The sequence below is a fragment of the Pseudomonas sp. EggHat1 genome, from assembly GCF_014892995.1.
Taxonomy (GTDB): domain Bacteria; phylum Pseudomonadota; class Gammaproteobacteria; order Pseudomonadales; family Pseudomonadaceae; genus Aquipseudomonas; species Aquipseudomonas chaetocerotis.
This window is the reverse complement of the sequence record NZ_JACKQK010000006.1, coordinates 222,546-238,652: the sequence shown is the minus strand read 5'-3', so window position 1 is coordinate 238,652 and position 16,107 is coordinate 222,546. Positions and strand designations below refer to the sequence as shown.

Here is a 16,107-nt window from a genome sequence, read left to right as displayed (position 1 = left end):
CGTCGATTCAGCTTGCCTGCTGTTTTGCCGGCAGGCTGAGCGTGGCGATGAAGCCCCCTTCCGGGTGGTTGTTCAGCAGCAGTTCACCACCGTGACGCTGCGCCGCCCGGCGTGCGATGGCCAGGCCGAGGCCATGGCCGGAGCCATTCTGGCCCGGTGCGCGGAAGAACGGTTTACCCAGTTGCCCCAGGTATTCGCTGGCGACCCCAGGTCCGTGATCGCGCACGCTCAGCGTTACGCTGTGCCCCTGGCTTTGCACGCTGATGAGGACAGGTTGATCCGCTGGGCTGAAACGCAAGGCATTGCGTAGCAGGTTGTCCAGCGCGCGCTCGAGCATGTCTGGCCAGCCTTCCAGGCGTGCGCGTGGGTCGAGATCGATCTGCAGCTGTTGTTGCGGGGCGGTCAGGCGAGCGTCTTCCTGCAGGTTGCCGAGCAGGGCGGCCAGATCGACGGGCTGCGCGGCACCCGGGTCCGCGTCCAGGCGGGCCAGGGCAAGAATTTCGCTGATCAGTGCTTCCAGTCGATCACACTCCTGACTCAGACGAGGCCAGAGCCTTTCTCGTTCCGCAGCATCGGCGCGCTCCGCCAGTGCCAGTGCAATACGCAGGCGCGCCAGGGGCGAGCGCAGTTCGTGAGAAACATCGCGTAGCAGCTGGCGCTGGCTGCCGATCAAGCCTTGCAGTCGCTCACCCATGCGATTGAAGTCCTTGGCCAGCAGGCCCAGCTCGTCGCGGCGCGTGGCCAGACGAGCCAGGCTGTTCTGTTGGTAGGCGGTCTGGCCGAGATCATGTACGGCACCGCGCAGGCGATCCAGCGGACGGGTGATCGACAGTGTCAGCATCAGGCTGAACAGCGTTAGCACCACCAGGGCGATGACGATGGCGCTCAGTGGCCAGAACAGGCTGCCACGGTGCCAGGCTGCTAGCTCCGGGTGTGGAATACGGTAGATGAACAGGTAGCTTTCGCCGCTTTCCGGGCTGGTGTATTCGGCGGTCAGGCGCCGCCATGGCAAGCGACGGTCGTCGCCGTGACGCGCCTCGAAGGCGGCGGCACGGGACGGAAAGGTGCCTTTGACCAGTTGCTGGCCACTCTCGCCAAGCACCTGAGTGTCGATACGGTACTTGCGCTTGCGCTGTTCGAGAAAGTCCTGGGCGGCTGCTGGCCCTTGCTGTTCATAACGCTTGACCCACTTGCTATCGAGATCATCAAGGCCCGGGTGCAGGCTCAGAATCCAGGCGTCCTGATTCAGGGCGCGGCCAAGCAGCAGCGACAGAGCGGCCACCAGAGCGATGCCCAGCCAGAAGGTCGCCAGAATGCGCCAGAACAGTGAACGCACGGTTATTCCTCATGCAAAAGCCGCCGGGCTCAGGGAGCGCGGCGGCGGGTCTAGGGGGAGTCGATCAGTTGCCTTTGCTGTCCTTCTCGGCCTTCCAGGCCTTGAATTCGGCCATTTCCGCGCGGCGAGCTTCCATTTTCTTCTGGTGCTCGTCGAAGGCTTTCTGCTGCTCGGGGTTGAGCAGGTCACGCAGGGCCTTGTGCTGGTCGGCGCGGGCTTTGTCCAGTTCCTTCTTCATGGCCTGCTTTTCGGCTTCCGGCAGCTTGTCCAGGTAGCGCTTGGTGATGTCGCGATGGGTCTTCATCTGCTCGCCCATCAGCTTGCGAAACTCCTGGCGCTGTTCCTTGCTCAGGTTCAGCTCCTTGAACATGCCATGGTCGCGATCATGGTGGCGAGGGCTGCCGTCATGCATGGGCATGGCGAATGCCAGGGTCGGCAGGGTGGCAGCGAGCAGCAGGGCGGTAAGGGTCTTGCGCATGGTGATTCTCCTTGTCTTGAGAACCTGTTTTACGATCTAGCGAGCTAGAGTCATGCAAGGCGAAAACAGACGAGGAAGCGGAGTGTACTGTTGTACATGAGCATTCCGAGTCTGTTTTCAACGCAGCAGGGCCGACGCGCAGCAGGTCGTAAACAGGTTCCGAGGCCGGTAAGTACCGGATGGGCTCATTATGCGGCGGTCAAGGTCAAGGGCAGTCAGCCGTGGGTAAAGCTTGGGTAAAGGCAATGTTGCGGGTTATTTACGCTGCGCCAGGGAGCACTCACTGCGCGTAGTAATAGCCGCGGCTGCGCAGGGCGAGAATGCGTGGGCGGCCATCCGGGTGCGGGCCGATCTTCTTGCGCAGGTTGCTGACGTGCATGTCCAGGCTGCGGTCATACAGGGTCAATTTGCGGCCCAGGGCGAGTTGCGCCAATGCCTGTTTATCCACCGGCTCGCCGGGTTGGCGCAGCAGGGCTTCGAGCAGGCGGCTTTCGGAAAGCGTCAGGGGAACGTCATGTTCGCCAATGCTGACCACCCCGCGATTGGGACTGAAGCTGAGATCGCCCAGCTCCAGTTGGCTGCTGGCCGGTGCGGGCACGGTGCGGCGCAGAACGGCACGCAGGCGTGCGGTCAGCTCGCGAGGGTCACAGGGCTTGGCCAGGTAGTCATCGGCGCCCAGCTCCAGGCCGATGATGCGATCCAGCGGTTCACCGCGGGCGGAGAGCATCAGTACCGGGAGGTCCGGATGCTCGCCACGCAATTGCCTGAGTAACTCCAGGCCGCTGCCGTCTGGCAGCATGACATCCAGCACCACCGCATCAGGCGTCTGTGCGGCAAGTGCATGACGCGCGCCGCCGGCTTCGTGGCAAGCGGTGACCTGAAAACCTTCCTGGGTCAGCCAGCGAGTAAGCAGTTCGCAGAGTTCCTGGTCATCATCGATCAGCAGCAGGCGGTTCATGGCTCAGTTGATCCACTCGCGACGAGTCTTGCGAGAGCCACGCAACAGGACGCCGAATAGCATCGAGATCAGGCTCAGGGCGGCGCCCAGGGCGAACCAGGTCTGTTCCTCGCTGAGCAGCCGGGGTTGAGCCTGCGCCTGGCTCTCCTTGAGCTGCAAGCGCAGGCGCTGATTTTCCTGGCGCAGGCGCTGCAATTGCACGGTGCTGCTCGCTTCCTGCTCATTGCGCAGTTGCTCACTCTGCGCCAGGCGCTGTTCCAACACCTGGCTGTCGAGCGTGGCTGCCGGGACAGACGGCTGAGCGGGTTGTTCTTCTGCCTGTGCCGAAGCACAGGTCAGCATCACGGTGACCAGCAGGGACAGCGGGATCGAGCGCATCGCGATTCCTTGTGTGCGAAAGCAGCGTGGGTGGCACTTCGTCAGGGCAGTACTTTCTTGAAGGGTTTGACCAAAACGTTGGCATACACGCCGGCTGTGCGGTACGGGTCGGCATCGGCCCATTGTTGGGCAGCTTCAAGGGAGTCGAACTCGGCAACCACCAGGCTGCCGCTGAAGCCCGCCGGGCCTGGATCATTGCTGTCGATGGCCGGGTGAGGGCCGGCCAGCAGCAGGCGACCTTCCTGCTTCAACTGCTCCAAACGAGCGAGGTGAGCAGGGCGGGTGGCCAGACGATTTTCCAGGGAGTTTTCGACGTCGGTGGCGATGATGGCGTAGAGCATCTCAATCCTTATTTAGGGTCGAAGCGGGGAGGGATGAAGCATTTTCGCCACGCGGTAACAGCCTTGGCGCGGATGTGGGGCATAATAACAAACATCAATCTCAACGAAAGCGCCGCCATGATTGTCGATCTGCACTGCCACAGCACCGCCTCCGATGGCGCCCTGGCCCCCGCCGTACTGGTGGCCCGGGCGCACGAGCGTGGCGTGCGGCTGCTGGCACTGACCGATCACGACACCCTGGAAGGGCTCGATGAAGCAGGCCGCGCAGCAGCGGCTCTGAATATGCAACTGATCAATGGCATCGAGCTTTCCTGCACCTGGGGTGGAGCGACCATCCACGTGTTGGGCTATGCCTTCGAGCGTGAGGCGCCGGCGCTGTGTGCTGCCATCGATGCCTTGCACCATGGACGTTGGCAGCGTGCTGAAGAAATCGACCGACGCCTCGCGGCCAAAGGTATGCCAGGCGCTCTGGAGGGCGCGCGGGCTGTTCAGCAGGAGCTGGGCGATAGCGGTAATGCGCCGGCCCGGCCACATTTCGCCGAATTTCTCGTGCGCGCCGGCCATGTGCGTGATCGCGCCGAGGCGTTTCGCAAGTGGCTGGGCTCGGGAAAGTTGGGTGACGTCAAGCAGCACTGGCCTATGCTGGAGGAAACCATCGCCACCCTGCGTTCGGCCAGAGCCTGGATCAGCCTGGCGCACCCGTGGCAGTACGACTTTACTCGCAGTAAGCGTCGACGTCTGGTGGCCGATTTCGCGGCGGCTGGCGGTCATGCCCTGGAAGTGGTCAATGGCATGCAGCCCGCTGAACAAGTCGGAGGTTTGGCGATTCTGGCGCGCGAGTTCGGCTTGATGGCCAGTGTCGGCAGCGATTTCCATGCGCCTGGCGACTGGTCCGAATTGGGCATGTATCGCCCGTTGCCTGATGACCTGACTGCGCTCTGGGAGCGCTTCGAACATGCACAGCCATCCGCTGTCACTTCATGAGCTGGGAGCAAGTGTGAGTCAATTTTTCCAGGTTCACCCGGAAAACCCACAGGCACGCCTGATAAAACAGGCCGTGGAAATCATTCGTGGCGGCGGCGTGGTGGTCTATCCGACCGACTCCTCCTATGCGCTGGGCTGCATGATCGGTGACAAGAATGCGGTAGAGCGCATTCGTCGCCTGCGTCAGCTCGACGACAAGCACAACTTCACCCTGGTTTGCCGCGATCTCTCGCAGATAGGGCTGTTTGCAAAGGTCGACACTGCGGCCTTCCGCCTGTTGAAGAATCACACCCCGGGTCCCTACACCTTCATCCTCAATGCCACCCGCGAAGTACCTCGGATGCTGCTGCACCCCAAGCGTCGCACCATCGGCATCCGCGTACCCAGCCACCCGATAGCGCTGGCCTTGCTGGAGCAATTGGGCGAGCCGCTGATGAGCGTCAGCCTGATCATGCCGGGCGACGAGCTGCCAATGTCCGACCCTTACGAAATGCGCCAGATTCTCGAACACCATGTCGACCTGATCATCGACGGTGGTTTTGGCGGGCTGGAAGCGTCCACCGTGGTCAATCTTGCTGACGACAGCCCGGAAGTTCTGCGCGTCGGTTGCGGCGACCCGACGCCGTTCAACGATCTCTGACACCGTCTTTTCCGTTGTGGATGTAGCTGCCCTATACTCCGTGGCCTTGTCTGGATTTTGGATAGAACGGTTTGAGCCTTAACGACTCCGAACGTCGGGTGCTGTCAGGGATGCGTCCCAGCGGTCGTCTTCATCTCGGGCACTACCACGGTGTGCTGAAAAACTGGGTCAGGTTGCAGCATGAGTACGACTGCTTCTTCTGTATCGTCGACTGGCATGCCCTGACCACCGAATACGCCGATGCAGGCCAGCTTTCCCAGCACGTCATGGATATGGCGGTGGACTGGCTGGCTGCAGGCGTAAGCCCCAGCTCCGCAACAATGTTCGTGCAGTCGCAGGTGCCGGAACATGCCGAGCTGCATCTGCTGCTGTCGATGATCTGCCCACTCAGCTGGCTCGAGCGCGTGCCGTCCTACAAGGAGCAGCAGGAGCATCAGAGTGGCAAGGACCTGTCCACCTACGGCTTTCTCGGTTACCCCTTGCTGCAGGCGGCAGATATTTTGCTGTACCGCGCGGGACAGGTTCCAGTCGGTGCCGATCAGCTCCCCCACATCGAATTTGCCCGTGAAGTGGCGCGCCGCTTCAATCACCTGTACGGCAGCGAGCCGGATTTCGAGCTGAAGGCCGAAGCTGCTGTCGGCAAGCTGGGCAAGAAGCTCGGCAAGCTCTACAGCAACCTGCGCAAGGCCTATCAGGAGCAGGGTGACGCACAAGCGCTGGAGACGGCGCGGGCCTTGCTCAAGGAGCAGAGCAGCATCACCCTGGGCGATCAGGAGCGCCTGTACGGCTACCTGGAAGGTGGCGGCAAGGTGATCCTGAGCGAGCCGCAGCCGATTCTTGCCGAGTTTTCGCGCGTGCCTGGCCTGGACGGGCAGAAGATGGCCAAGTCCAGTGGCAATGCGATATTCCTACGCGATAGCGATGCCGAGCTCGAGGAAAAACTGCGGCGCATGCCCACCGATCCAGCTCGGGTGCACCGTGACGATCCGGGTGAGCCGCAACGTTGCCCGGTCTGGCCGCTGCACCAGCTGTATTCCACTGACGAGCAGTTGCACTGGGTGATCGAGGGCTGCCGCAGCGCCTCGATTGGTTGCCTCGACTGCAAGAGCGCGCTGTGCTCCTCGCTGCAGAGCGAGCTGGCGCCCCTGCAGCAGCGGGCCGTCGACTATGAGGATAGCCCGGACCTGGTGCGCAGCATCCTCGCCGAAGGCGCCGAACGGGCGCGTGACGAAGCGCGTGAAACCCTGGCCGAAGTACGCATGGCCATGGGTCTGAATTATCGTTGAAGGAGCGCCAGTCGATGAGTGAGCCCGCCGCACCAGTCCCGGACAGCCAGGCCGGCGCCCAGCAGGAGCTGCCGTTCGCCCTGGTTTACGGTGAGGCGGTCACCGAGCTGCCGCTGGACCTGTACATTCCTCCGGATGCCCTGGAAGTCTTCCTCGAAGCGTTCGAGGGGCCGCTGGACTTGCTGCTGTATCTGATCCGCAAGCAGAACATCGACATCCTCGATATCCCCGTTGCCGAGATCACCAAGCAGTACATGGGCTATGTCGAACTCATGCATACGGTGCGCCTGGAGCTGGCCGCCGAATACCTGGTCATGGCCGCCATGCTTGCCGAGATCAAGTCGCGCATGCTGCTGCCGCGCTCGACCGAGGCCGAGGAGGAGGAAGACGACCCGCGTGCCGAGCTGATCCGCCGCCTGCAGGAGTACGAGCGCTTCAAGGCCGCTGCCGAAGGTATCGACGAACTGCCGCGCGTCGGCCGCGACCTGACCGTGCCGAAACTGGATGCGCCCGAAGCTCGCGCACGCAAGCTGTTGCCGGACGTCAGCCTGGAGGAAGTGTTGCTGTCGATGGCCGAGGTGCTGCGCCGCGCCGACATGTTCGAAAGCCACCAGGTCACCCGCGAGGCGCTGTCCACCCGCGAGCGCATGAGTGAAGTGCTGGAGCGCCTCAAGGGCGGCGCTTTCGTGCCTTTCGTCGAGCTGTTCGCCGCCGAAGAGGGCCGGCTTGGCGTGGTGGTGACCTTCATGGCGGTGCTCGAATTGATCAAGGAATCCCTGGTCGAGCTGGTGCAGAATGAACCCTTCGCCGCCATCCACGTCCGAGCCCGTGCCGAATGAACCTGAACGACCCCAAAGACCTGGCCCAATTGCTCGAGGCCTTTCTGCTGGCTTCTGGTAAGGCGCAGTCGCTCGAGCGTCTCTTCGAGCTGTTCGAAGAGGGCGAACGGCCCGAGCCCGAGCAATTCAAGGCAGCGCTGGAACTCCTGCGTCAGTCCTGCGAAGGGCGCGCCTTCGAGTTGAAAGAAGTGGCTTCGGGTTACCGCCTGCAGGTGCGCGAGCGCTTCGCGCCTTGGGTCGGCAGGCTCTGGGAGGAGCGCCCGCAGCGTTATTCCCGTGCACTGCTGGAAACCCTGGCGCTGATCGCCTATCGCCAGCCCATCACCCGTGGCGAGATCGAGGACGTGCGCGGCGTGGCGGTCAACAGCAACATCACCAAGACCCTGCTGGAGCGCGAGTGGATTCGCGTGGTGGGCTATCGCGACGTGCCGGGGCGCCCGGCGATGTTCGCCACCACCAAGGGTTTTCTCGATCACTTCAACCTGAAAAGCCTTGACGAACTGCCGCCGCTCGCTGCCTTGCGCGAGTTGGAGCCGGAGCCTGAACTGGCGCTGGATGATGACGCCGAAGTGCCGGCAGGCCTGCAGGCGCGTGCCGATCTGGCCTTGCAGGAAGACGGCGAAGCTGCCGAGCCGCGTGAGGAAACCAGCTTCCGCAGCCTGCTGGCCGAGCTGGACGACATGGAGCAGGGGCTCAAGACCGACTTCGATGACTTGCGTCTGGTAGAGGACGAAGAGGATGAAGCGGTCGAAGACGATCTCGCCGACCTGGACGGCGATGAATCGTTGCATTGACAGCGTTTAAGCCGGGTATCGAATACTTCAATCTCTCTTGCCGGTTTCAGGCCCTTATCCTGCGCGCATTCGATTCTTTCTGTTCGAGGCGATCCAGTGAGCAAGAGTCCCTGCATCAAGGTCTGTGAGTTCGAACGCGATATCTGCCTGGGCTGTGGCCGCAGCCGTGAGGAAATCAAAGGCTGGAAACGCCTGGACAAGAGTGAGCGCCTGGCGCTGTTGGCCGAGGCCGATATGCGCTTGCTGGCGCTGGAGGCGACCGGGAGGCGCAAGTATTGAGCGCCCATTCGTGTAGGAGCCGCGTCTCGAGGTGAATGGCGGGGACGTCGATAGTACAAGGCTTGTGCGCAAAAGCTTCGCCCCGGGGCGGGGCTCCTGCGATCCGGTGCGGTGTTCCTGCTTCTACCAGGCGAATGCCGCAGTATCGTCTACCCTATGGGCTCTACAGCGCGTATGATGCGCGCCCTTCGATCATCAACTACTACACCGGGAGGTGCCCAAGATGACTGAGCACGAACAACCGCGTCCTGCAGGCGAGAAACTGCAGAAAGTCCTGGCCCGCCTCGGGCTTGCTTCGCGTCGCGAGATCGAGACCTGGATCACCGAGGGTCGGGTCAAGGTCAATGGTGCTGCGGCGACCCTGGGGCAGCGTGTCGATGCCAACGACGCCATCGCCCTCGATGGCCGCTTGCTCAAGCGCGAAGAAATTACCGGTTCGGTTCGCCGCGTGCTGATCTACAACAAGCCGGACGGCGAGATCTGCACACGTGACGACCCGGAAGGTCGCCCCACCGTATTCGATCGCCTGCCGCGTCCGAAAGAGGGCCGCTGGATCAATATCGGTCGCCTCGATATCAACACCACCGGTCTGTTGCTGTTCACCACTGACGGCGAGCTGGCCAACCGCCTGATGCACCCGTCCTACCAGATGGACCGCGAATACGCGGTGCGTGTACGGGGCGAAGTGACCGAGGAAATGCTGGAGAACCTCAAGAACGGCGTAATGCTCGAAGATGGTCCGGCCAAGTTCACCGACATCAAGGAAGCGCCTGGCGGCGAGGGCTTCAACCACTGGTATCACTGCGTGGTGATGGAAGGGCGTAACCGCGAGGTGCGTCGCCTGTGGGAGTCCCAGGGCCTGGTGGTCAGTCGCCTGAAACGCGTGCGTTTTGGTCCGGTGTTCCTCACTTCCGAGTTGACCATGGGTCGCTGGCGCGAGATGGACCAGCGTGAAGTGGACATTCTCAGTGCCGAAGTGGGCCTGACCCCGCAGGCGCTGCCAGCGATGAAGGAAAAGACCCGCGAGAAGCTCGACCGCCTGCAGCGCAAGTCCGCCAAACCGGTGGAGGTGCGCGGCAAGCGTGTGCTGCGCCCGGCGAAGGACCAGGCAGGCGCAGAAAATGCTCGCCCGAGCCGTGCACCGCGCCGCGAGGATGGTGAGCAGCGCGCGCCGCGCGGCCCGCGCAAGGACAGTGGCGAGCGTCGTGAAAACGGTCGCGGCACGCCGGTAGCGGAGCGTCCGAGCGATGTGAAGAAGCGTCAGCCGCGCCCGGCCGTCGAGTTGTCCGAGCGTCCGGCGCGCAAGCCGCGTCCGGCAACGCCCGGCAAGCGTCCGCCCGCCGGTGATGGCCAGCGCCCCGGTTTCGGCCGCAAGCGCTGAGATACGAAAAAGGGACTCCGCGGAGTCCCTTTTTTCATTCTGCTGTCCCGGATGTAGTGAGCCATTGCCTTCAGAGCATTCCCGGATTTCATCCGGGCTACACAGGGCGGCCTCTCAGCCTGCCATGGACAGGCGATTGCGGCCTTCGCGCTTGGCCACATAGAGCGCGTTATCGGCGCGGCGCAGCAGGCTTTCGGCGGACTCGCCCGGCAGCAGGCTGGAGCAGCCCAGACTGATGGAAACGTCGATGGCGCGGCCAGCATCCAGGCATTGCAGCTCCATCACTGCAAAGCGCAAACGCTCGCCTACCAGCGCAGCGCCCTCGCGGTTGGTGCCGGAGAGAATCACCAGAAACTCCTCACCACCGTAGCGAAAGACCATATCGATATTGCGCAACTGGTTCTTCAGGGTCTGAGCGACCGCTTTCAGTACTTCGTCGCCAAGCGTGTGGCCATGGTTGTCGTTGATGCTCTTGAAGTGGTCGATGTCGAGCATCAGCAGCGACAGCGGTTGCAGATTGCGGCGGGCCAGATCCACCTCGCGCTGCAGCACCTGGTCCATGGCGATGCGGTTGCCGGTGTCGGTCAGTGGGTCGCGCAGCGCACTTTGCAGCGCGGTGCGGTAGAGCAGGGCATTGCGCAGCGGGAACAGCAGGCTCGCCAGCAGCGCTTCCAGCTGGATCAGTTCGTCTTCGGCAAAGCGTTGCTTGCGGCGGAAAATCAGCTCGCCCAGGTATTCCCCCTCATGGCTCAGGCGATAGCCGGCCGAGTGGGGCGCGCGCTCGCCCAGCTCGAGGCGCAGGTCGTGCGACGGATGCTGGAAAGCCAGTGCATCGAGCGGCACCAGGCGCTGCACCTCGCGAAAGAACAGAGTGAGGATTCGTTCCACGTCCAGGCTGGTCTGCAGTTGCAGACTCAATTGGTGGCGCAGCTCTATCAGGCTGGCGGGCTTTAGCGGCAAATTGCGACTGCCGGTAAAGCCGAGACGCTGCAGCTTGGCAGCGTCGAAATCGATGGTGTTGGACTGGCTGGGGGGAACCATGGAGCTGAACCTCTGGCGCTGATGGTGCGACGAGAGGGTTAGAGCGAATTTCGTGCCAGGTGGTTCAAGTGGGATTAAAGTCTTGTGAAGTCAGTCACTTAGATGTTTTTTAAAGTGCTGATCGGCAAGTGCTTGCCAGTTGCCTGGCGGTGATACTGGCAATGTGCTGCCGCCTGGCAAGGTCAGTGGCGGATTTTTGTCGGCGATGGCCCGCTGACTGGCGGCAGGCCATGACAGGTAATCACTGGGCGTCGAACGCCTGGCCGTTGACGCCCTTGCTGTCGGGGCCCATCAGGTAGAGATAAAGCGGCATGATCTCTTCCGGCAGTGGGCGGGTCGCCGGGTTTTCCCCCGGGTAGGCCTGGGCGCGCATTGCGGTGCGGGTCGCGCCCGGATTGATGCTGTTGGCGCGCACGTTGGCGATGCCGTCCAGCTCGTCAGCCATGACCTGCATCAGGCCCTCGGTGGCGAATTTCGATACCGCGTAGGCGCCCCAGTAGGCGCGGCCCTTTCGGCCGACGCTGCTGGAGGTGAAGGCGACGGAGGCGTCCTCCGACAGTTTGAGCAGCGGCAGCAGGGTGCTGCTGAGCATGAACATGGCGTTGACGTTCACGTGCATCACACGCATGAAGTTGTCGCCGGACAGTTGCTCCAGTGGCGTGCGCGGACCGAGGATCGAGGCATTGTGCAGCAGGCCATCGAGGCGGCCAAACTCGTTCTCGATCATCACCGACAGTTCGTCGTACTGGTGCGGCAGGGCGGTTTCCAGGTTGAAGGGAATCACCACCGGCTGCGGGTGACCAGCTGCCTCGATTTCGTCATAAACCTGGCTCAGGTTGGCTTCGGTCTTGCCCAGCAGCAGCACCGTGGCGCCGTGGGCGGCGAAGCTCTTGGCGGCGGCCGCGCCGATACCGCGGCCGGCACCGGTGATCAGGATGACGCGATCCTTGAGCAGGTCAGGGCGGGCGGTGTAGTCGAACATGTGAGGATCCTTCGGAGAACTCTTGAGGGTAGGGCGGGTGAAACCCGCCAAATTGGAGAGTGACGGGTTTCACCCGTCCTGCGCGATCAGCAACTGCACAGAGCGCGATCGAGCACCGCACGCAGTTCCTGGGGGTGGTCCACGACCACGTCGGCGCCCCAGTTGCGTGGGTTGTCCTCGGGGTGGATATAACCGTAGGTCACCGCCGCCGTGCGGCAGCCGGCGGCGCGGCCGGATTCGATGTCGCGCGCGTCGTCACCGATGAACAGCACTTCCTCGGGTTTGACGCCCATCTGCTGGCAGGCGAGCAGCAGCATGTCCGGTGCGGGTTTGCTTTGCTCGACATGGTCGGGGCAGACCAGTACGGCCGAGCGCTCGGCCAGATTCAGACCTTGCATGATCGGCTCGGCGTAACGCACCGGTTTGTTGGTGGCGACGCCCCACAACAGGCGCGCCTGTTCAATGTCGTCGAGCAGGGCTTCGATGCCGTCGAACGGGCGGGTGAGGACTGCGCAGTGTTGCTGGTAGCGCTCCAGGAATTCCTGGCGCAGGGCTTCGAACGCGGCGGAGTCCGGGTCTTCATCGAAGGCGCAGGCGACCATGGCGCGTGCGCCACCGGATACCTGGTCGCGTATGGTCTTGTCGGCCAGTGGCGGCAGGCCGCGTTTGGCGCGCATGGCCTGGGTGATGGCGATGAAGTCCGGCGCCGAGTCAAGCAGGGTGCCGTCCATGTCGAACAGTACAGCGCGCAAACGCATCAGTCTTTCCTCAGCGTCTGGATCATGTAGTTGACGTCGACGTCGGCTTCCAGCTTGTAGTGCTTGGTCAGCGGGTTGTAGGTCAGGCCGATAATGTCCTTGACCTCCAGCCCTGCCGCGCGGCTCCAGGCGCCCAGTTCAGAGGGGCGGATGAACTTCTTGAAATCGTGGGTGCCGCGTGGCAGCAGGCGCAGGATGTATTCGGCGCCGATCACCGCGAACAGGTACGCCTTGGGGTTGCGGTTGATGGTGGAGAAGAACACCTGGCCGCCCGGTTTTACCAGCCTGTGGCAGGCGCGGATGACCGAAGAGGGATCGGGTACGTGCTCAAGCATTTCCAGGCAGGTGACGACGTCGAACTGGCCCGGCATCTCCTCGGCCAGCGCTTCGGCGGTGATCTGCCGGTAGTCGACTTCGACGCCGGACTCCAACTGGTGCAACTGGGCGACCGACAGCGGCGCTTCGCCCATGTCGATGCCCATCACCGTTGCGCCGCGCTGGGCCATGGCCTCACTGAGGATGCCACCGCCGCAACCGACGTCCAGTACCCGTTTGCCGGCCAGGTCGACACGCTCGTCGATCCAGTTGACTCGTAGCGGGTTGATGTCGTGCAGGGGTTTGAACTCGCTTTCGCGGTCCCACCAGCGGTGTGCCAGGGCCTCGAATTTGGCGATTTCGGCGCGGTCGACGTTGCTCATAAGCATCTCTATTCAAAGCAGGGAAAGCGTATCGCCGCTATGTTGCCAGTTTAAGAACGGGCGTGGGGCGGCGCGGGTTCGTTCAATGTATGTCAGTTTGTCGCAGTCGTTTCGTCAGCGTAGCCGGATGCAATCCGGGGGCGGCTGCATTCTTCCCGGATTTCATCCGGGCTACCTTTTGGCAATCCTGGCTCCCCATTCCTTGGCCTTGGCGATCAGTTCGCTTTCGTCCATGCGGGTCAGGCGGCCGTCATCCAGCAGCTGCTTGCCGCCAACCCACACATGCTTCACGCAGTCGCGGCCGCTGGCATAGATGAGCTGCGATACCGGGTCGTAGATCGGTTGCTGAGCCAGGCCGGAAAGGTCGAAGGCGACCACATCGGCCAGCTTGCCCGGTTCCAGCGAGCCGGTCTGTGTTTCCAGTCCCAGTGCGCGGGCGCCATTGAGGGTGGCCATGCGCAAGGCGCTGTGAGCGTTCAGGGCGGTGGCGGAGCCGGCGACGGCCTTGGCCAGCAGGGCGGCGGTGCGGGTTTCGCCGAGCAGGTCGAGGTCGTTGTTGCTTGCGGCGCCATCGGTGCCGATGGCGACGTTGACCCCAGCCTGCCACAGGCGTTCGACCGGGCAGAAGCCGCTGGCCAGTTTGAGGTTGGACTCAGGACAATGCACGATGCTGCAGTTGTGCTCCACCAGTAGCGCCAGGTCCTCGTCATCGATCTGCGTCATGTGCACCGCCTGGAAGCGTGGGCCGAGCAGGCCGAGGCGAGCCAGGCGCGCCAGCGGGCGTTCGCCGTGCTTGGCGACGGCTTCGGCCACTTCCTGCGCGGTTTCGTGCACATGCATATGAATGCCTGCATCCAGCTCGTCAGCCAGTACGCGAATCTGTTCGAGCTTGTCGTCGCTGACCGTGTAAGGCGCGTGGGGGCCAAAAGCGATGCGAATACGCGGGTGTTGCTTGAGGTCATCGAACAGTTGCAGGCCCGTACGTAGCGCTTCGGCAGCGTTGAGTGCGCCGGGTACCGGGAAGTCCAGCACGGGAACGGTGATCTGCGCACGAACGCCGGCCTTGTGCACGCGTTCGGCGGCGATCTGCGGGTAGAAGTACATGTCTGAGAAGCAGCTGATGCCGCCCTTGATCTGTTCGGCGATGGCCAGATCGGTGCCATCGCGAACGAAATCCTCGTCGACCCACTTGCCTTCAGCGGGCCAGATATGTTCGTGCAGCCAGGTCATCAGTGGAAGGTCGTCGGCGATGCCGCGCAAAAGCGTCATCGCGGCGTGGCCGTGGGCGTTGATCAGGCCGGGGGCGAGCAGGCATTGCGGCAGCTCTCGCACCTCCGCTGCCGGGTGGCGCATGGCTTCGCTGCGCGGTGCGATCAGCGCGATGCGTCCGTCACGGATGCCCAGACCATGGTCGCGCAGTACCACCCCGGCCGGCTCAACGGGCACCAGCCAGGTGGGCAGCAGCAGCAGGTCGAGAGGGGCTTCGGGCATGGGGGATTGTCCGTCTGGCTTGATCGATGCGAGGAAGGGCGCCAGTGTATAGATGAATGCGCGTAGCTTGAAGTCGTGAGGGGGTGCCGGATTGTTCGGCTGGCCTCAGTCGGTCTGCGTATAATCCGCGACTTTTTGGCGGTGACAGATGGAGTGCGCGATGCGCGAGCAATTGCTGGCGGTGGAGAAGGTTCAGGCAATCGAGTGGCGCGATGGTGCGCTGTACCTGCTCGATCAGCGCCTGCTGCCGCATCGGCAGACCTGGTTGCGTTTCGATTCTGCCACCGAGGTGGCTGACGCGATTCGCGACATGGTGGTGCGCGGCGCGCCGGCTATCGGCATCGCTGCTGCCTATGGCCTGGTGCTGGGCGCCCGAGCTCGGCTGCAGGCTGGTGGTGACTGGCGCGAGGAGCTGGAGGCTGATTTTGCTAGTCTCGAGCGCTCGCGCCCCACTGCGGTAAACCTGTTCTGGGCCCTGCAGCGTATGCGTGAGCGCCTGGCGAGGCTCAAGGATGGCGACGACATCCTGGCGCTGCTGGAGGCCGAGGCGGTGGGGATTCATCTCAGCGACCGTGAGGCCAACCTGACCATGGCGCAGTTGGGTATGGAGCTGATTCGCAAGCATCAGGGCAATCCGCAGGTGCTGCTGACTCACTGCAATGCCGGTGCGCTGGCGACCGGCGGCTTTGGTACGGCGCTCGGGGTGATCCGCGCGGCGTATCTGGAAGGCTTGGTCGAGCAGGTTTATGTCGATGAAACCCGCCCCTGGCTGCAGGGGGCGCGTCTGACTGTCTGGGAATTGGCTGGCGACGGCGTGCCGGTCAGCCTCAATGCCGATGCCGCTGCCGCTCACCTGATGAAAACCAAGGGCATCACCTGGGTGATAGTCGGGGCCGACCGCATTACGGCCAATGGTGATGTGGCCAACAAGATCGGCACCTACCAGTTGGCGGTCAACGCCATGCACCATGGCGTGCGTCTGATGGTGGTGGCGCCCAGCTCGACCATCGACATGAGCCTGGAAAGCGGCGAAGACATCCTGCTCGAAGAGCGCGATGGTCGAGAGCTGCTGGAGGTGGCGGGGCATCGGGTTGCAGCGGATGTGCATGCTGTCAATCCGGTGTTTGATGTGACGCCGGCTGATCTGGTCGACTACATAGTGACCGAGAAAGGCGTGATCGAACGTCCCGACAGCGCCAAGCTGGCGCAGTTGATGTGCCGCAAGCGTTTGCACTGAGCTGGTCGGGCAGCAGCTTACTCGCTGTAGGAGCCCCGTTCTCCGGTGCGAAGCTTTTGCTCTCATTGGTCGTGCATCAGCTCCTGCAGGCCGGTCGTTTCGCCTGTTTTCGTCGCGCCAGCTTCGGTTCTCGATGAGGGTTCGCGGGGTAGGTGTGTGGCGCGCTTTGTGGTAATCTCCGGCAGTTTTCAAGGGGGCTGACTACA

18 protein-coding genes are annotated in these 16,107 nt (G+C 63.0%); 8 read left to right on the top strand and 10 right to left on the bottom strand.

The window, feature by feature from the left end:
• Positions 1-7 precede the first annotated feature (7 nt).
• The 5 genes from INS93_RS12530 to INS93_RS12510 form a co-directional block, all read right to left on the bottom strand.
• Entirely contained in the window at positions 8-1,336 is a 1,329-nt protein-coding gene (locus tag INS93_RS12530; RefSeq protein WP_192982367.1) for a sensor histidine kinase, read from the bottom strand.
• Between the two features lie 64 nt (positions 1,337-1,400).
• On the bottom strand, positions 1,401-1,814 hold the full coding sequence (locus tag INS93_RS12525) for a Spy/CpxP family protein refolding chaperone (RefSeq protein WP_192982365.1): 414 nt from the start codon (positions 1,812-1,814) through the stop codon (positions 1,401-1,403).
• Positions 1,815-2,094: 280 nt separating this feature from the next.
• Positions 2,095-2,772 carry a response regulator transcription factor gene (locus INS93_RS12520; protein WP_160016744.1) on the bottom strand — a complete coding sequence of 226 codons (678 nt, stop codon included), beginning with the start codon at positions 2,770-2,772 and terminating at the stop codon, positions 2,095-2,097.
• A gap of 3 nt (positions 2,773-2,775) precedes the next feature.
• On the bottom strand, positions 2,776-3,150 hold the full coding sequence (locus tag INS93_RS12515) for a translation initiation factor 2 (IF-2, GTPase) (RefSeq protein WP_192982361.1): 375 nt from the start codon (positions 3,148-3,150) through the stop codon (positions 2,776-2,778).
• A gap of 41 nt (positions 3,151-3,191) precedes the next feature.
• The gene (locus INS93_RS12510; RefSeq protein ID WP_003460961.1) at positions 3,192-3,491 is read right to left on the bottom strand and encodes a YciI family protein; all 300 of its coding nucleotides are present in this window, start codon (positions 3,489-3,491) and stop codon (positions 3,192-3,194) included.
• 117 nt (positions 3,492-3,608) lie between these two features.
• Between INS93_RS12510 and INS93_RS12505 the strand changes: the two genes are divergently transcribed.
• The 7 genes from INS93_RS12505 to rluB all read left to right on the top strand — a co-directional run bounded on the left by INS93_RS12505 (position 3,609) and on the right by rluB (position 9,694).
• Positions 3,609-4,475: a PHP domain-containing protein gene (locus tag INS93_RS12505; protein ID WP_192982359.1), complete on the top strand. Its 867-nt coding sequence runs from the start codon at positions 3,609-3,611 to the stop codon at positions 4,473-4,475.
• A gap of 13 nt (positions 4,476-4,488) precedes the next feature.
• The gene (locus INS93_RS12500; protein WP_160016741.1) at positions 4,489-5,115 is read left to right on the top strand and encodes an L-threonylcarbamoyladenylate synthase; all 627 of its coding nucleotides are present in this window, start codon (positions 4,489-4,491) and stop codon (positions 5,113-5,115) included.
• 71 nt (positions 5,116-5,186) lie between these two features.
• The gene (locus tag INS93_RS12495; protein ID WP_192982358.1) at positions 5,187-6,401 is read left to right on the top strand and encodes a tryptophan--tRNA ligase; all 1,215 of its coding nucleotides are present in this window, start codon (positions 5,187-5,189) and stop codon (positions 6,399-6,401) included.
• Between the two features lie 140 nt (positions 6,402-6,541).
• Positions 6,542-7,240, top strand: coding sequence for a segregation and condensation protein A (locus INS93_RS12490; RefSeq protein WP_178094574.1), 699 nt, complete (start codon positions 6,542-6,544; stop codon positions 7,238-7,240).
• Positions 7,237-8,034, top strand: a complete 798-nt coding sequence (gene scpB, locus INS93_RS12485) for an SMC-Scp complex subunit ScpB (protein ID WP_192982356.1) — start codon at positions 7,237-7,239, stop codon at positions 8,032-8,034. The genes INS93_RS12490 and scpB overlap by 4 nt, the downstream gene beginning before the upstream one ends.
• Before the next feature lie 96 nt (positions 8,035-8,130).
• Positions 8,131-8,313, top strand: coding sequence for a DUF1289 domain-containing protein (locus INS93_RS12480; protein WP_192982354.1), 183 nt, complete (start codon positions 8,131-8,133; stop codon positions 8,311-8,313).
• Between the two features lie 223 nt (positions 8,314-8,536).
• Positions 8,537-9,694 (top strand): 23S rRNA pseudouridine(2605) synthase RluB, encoded by a 1,158-nt coding sequence (rluB, locus tag INS93_RS12475; RefSeq protein WP_160016736.1) that lies wholly within the window; start codon positions 8,537-8,539, stop codon positions 9,692-9,694.
• A gap of 114 nt (positions 9,695-9,808) precedes the next feature.
• On the opposite strand, the gene INS93_RS12470 is transcribed toward rluB, so the two are convergent.
• The 5 genes from INS93_RS12470 to INS93_RS12450 all read right to left on the bottom strand — a co-directional run bounded on the left by INS93_RS12470 (position 9,809) and on the right by INS93_RS12450 (position 14,664).
• Positions 9,809-10,735, bottom strand: coding sequence for a GGDEF domain-containing protein (locus INS93_RS12470; RefSeq protein WP_192982352.1), 927 nt, complete (start codon positions 10,733-10,735; stop codon positions 9,809-9,811).
• A 241-nt stretch (positions 10,736-10,976) separates the two neighbouring features.
• On the bottom strand, positions 10,977-11,717 hold the full coding sequence (locus INS93_RS12465) for a YciK family oxidoreductase (protein ID WP_125878914.1): 741 nt from the start codon (positions 11,715-11,717) through the stop codon (positions 10,977-10,979).
• A gap of 86 nt (positions 11,718-11,803) precedes the next feature.
• Positions 11,804-12,475, bottom strand: coding sequence for an N-acetylmuramic acid 6-phosphate phosphatase MupP (gene mupP / locus INS93_RS12460; RefSeq protein ID WP_192982350.1), 672 nt, complete (start codon positions 12,473-12,475; stop codon positions 11,804-11,806).
• The gene (ubiG, locus tag INS93_RS12455; RefSeq protein WP_192982348.1) at positions 12,475-13,173 is read right to left on the bottom strand and encodes a bifunctional 2-polyprenyl-6-hydroxyphenol methylase/3-demethylubiquinol 3-O-methyltransferase UbiG; all 699 of its coding nucleotides are present in this window, start codon (positions 13,171-13,173) and stop codon (positions 12,475-12,477) included. Before ubiG ends, mupP begins: the two co-directional genes overlap by 1 nt.
• 171 nt (positions 13,174-13,344) lie before the next feature.
• The gene (locus INS93_RS12450; RefSeq protein WP_192982345.1) at positions 13,345-14,664 is read right to left on the bottom strand and encodes a TRZ/ATZ family hydrolase; all 1,320 of its coding nucleotides are present in this window, start codon (positions 14,662-14,664) and stop codon (positions 13,345-13,347) included.
• Positions 14,665-14,824: 160 nt separating this feature from the next.
• Between INS93_RS12450 and mtnA the strand changes: the two genes are divergently transcribed.
• Positions 14,825-15,901 carry an S-methyl-5-thioribose-1-phosphate isomerase gene (mtnA, locus tag INS93_RS12445; protein WP_192982343.1) on the top strand — a complete coding sequence of 359 codons (1,077 nt, stop codon included), beginning with the start codon at positions 14,825-14,827 and terminating at the stop codon, positions 15,899-15,901.
• Positions 15,902-16,107 lie beyond the last annotated feature (206 nt).

Bases quoted from the DNA above. Each gene is read 5' to 3' on its own strand.
- INS93_RS12510 (WP_003460961.1), bottom strand. From the start codon at position 3,491: ATGCTCTACGCCATCATCGCCACCGACGTCGAAAACTCCCTGGAAAAT.
- INS93_RS12470 (WP_192982352.1), bottom strand. From the start codon at position 10,735: ATGGTTCCCCCCAGCCAGTCCAACACCATCGATTTCGACGCTGCCAAG.
- rluB (WP_160016736.1), top strand. From the start codon at position 8,537: ATGACTGAGCACGAACAACCGCGTCCTGCAGGCGAGAAACTGCAGAAA.
- ubiG (WP_192982348.1), bottom strand. From the start codon at position 13,173: ATGAGCAACGTCGACCGCGCCGAAATCGCCAAATTCGAGGCCCTGGCA.
- INS93_RS12450 (WP_192982345.1), bottom strand. From the start codon at position 14,664: ATGCCCGAAGCCCCTCTCGACCTGCTGCTGCTGCCCACCTGGCTGGTG.
- mtnA (WP_192982343.1), top strand. From the start codon at position 14,825: ATGCGCGAGCAATTGCTGGCGGTGGAGAAGGTTCAGGCAATCGAGTGG.
- scpB (WP_192982356.1), top strand. From the start codon at position 7,237: ATGAACCTGAACGACCCCAAAGACCTGGCCCAATTGCTCGAGGCCTTT.
- mupP (WP_192982350.1), bottom strand. From the start codon at position 12,475: ATGCGTTTGCGCGCTGTACTGTTCGACATGGACGGCACCCTGCTTGAC.
- INS93_RS12465 (WP_125878914.1), bottom strand. From the start codon at position 11,717: ATGTTCGACTACACCGCCCGCCCTGACCTGCTCAAGGATCGCGTCATC.
- INS93_RS12525 (WP_192982365.1), bottom strand. From the start codon at position 1,814: ATGCGCAAGACCCTTACCGCCCTGCTGCTCGCTGCCACCCTGCCGACC.
- INS93_RS12515 (WP_192982361.1), bottom strand. From the start codon at position 3,150: ATGCGCTCGATCCCGCTGTCCCTGCTGGTCACCGTGATGCTGACCTGT.
- INS93_RS12505 (WP_192982359.1), top strand. From the start codon at position 3,609: ATGATTGTCGATCTGCACTGCCACAGCACCGCCTCCGATGGCGCCCTG.
- INS93_RS12520 (WP_160016744.1), bottom strand. From the start codon at position 2,772: ATGAACCGCCTGCTGCTGATCGATGATGACCAGGAACTCTGCGAACTG.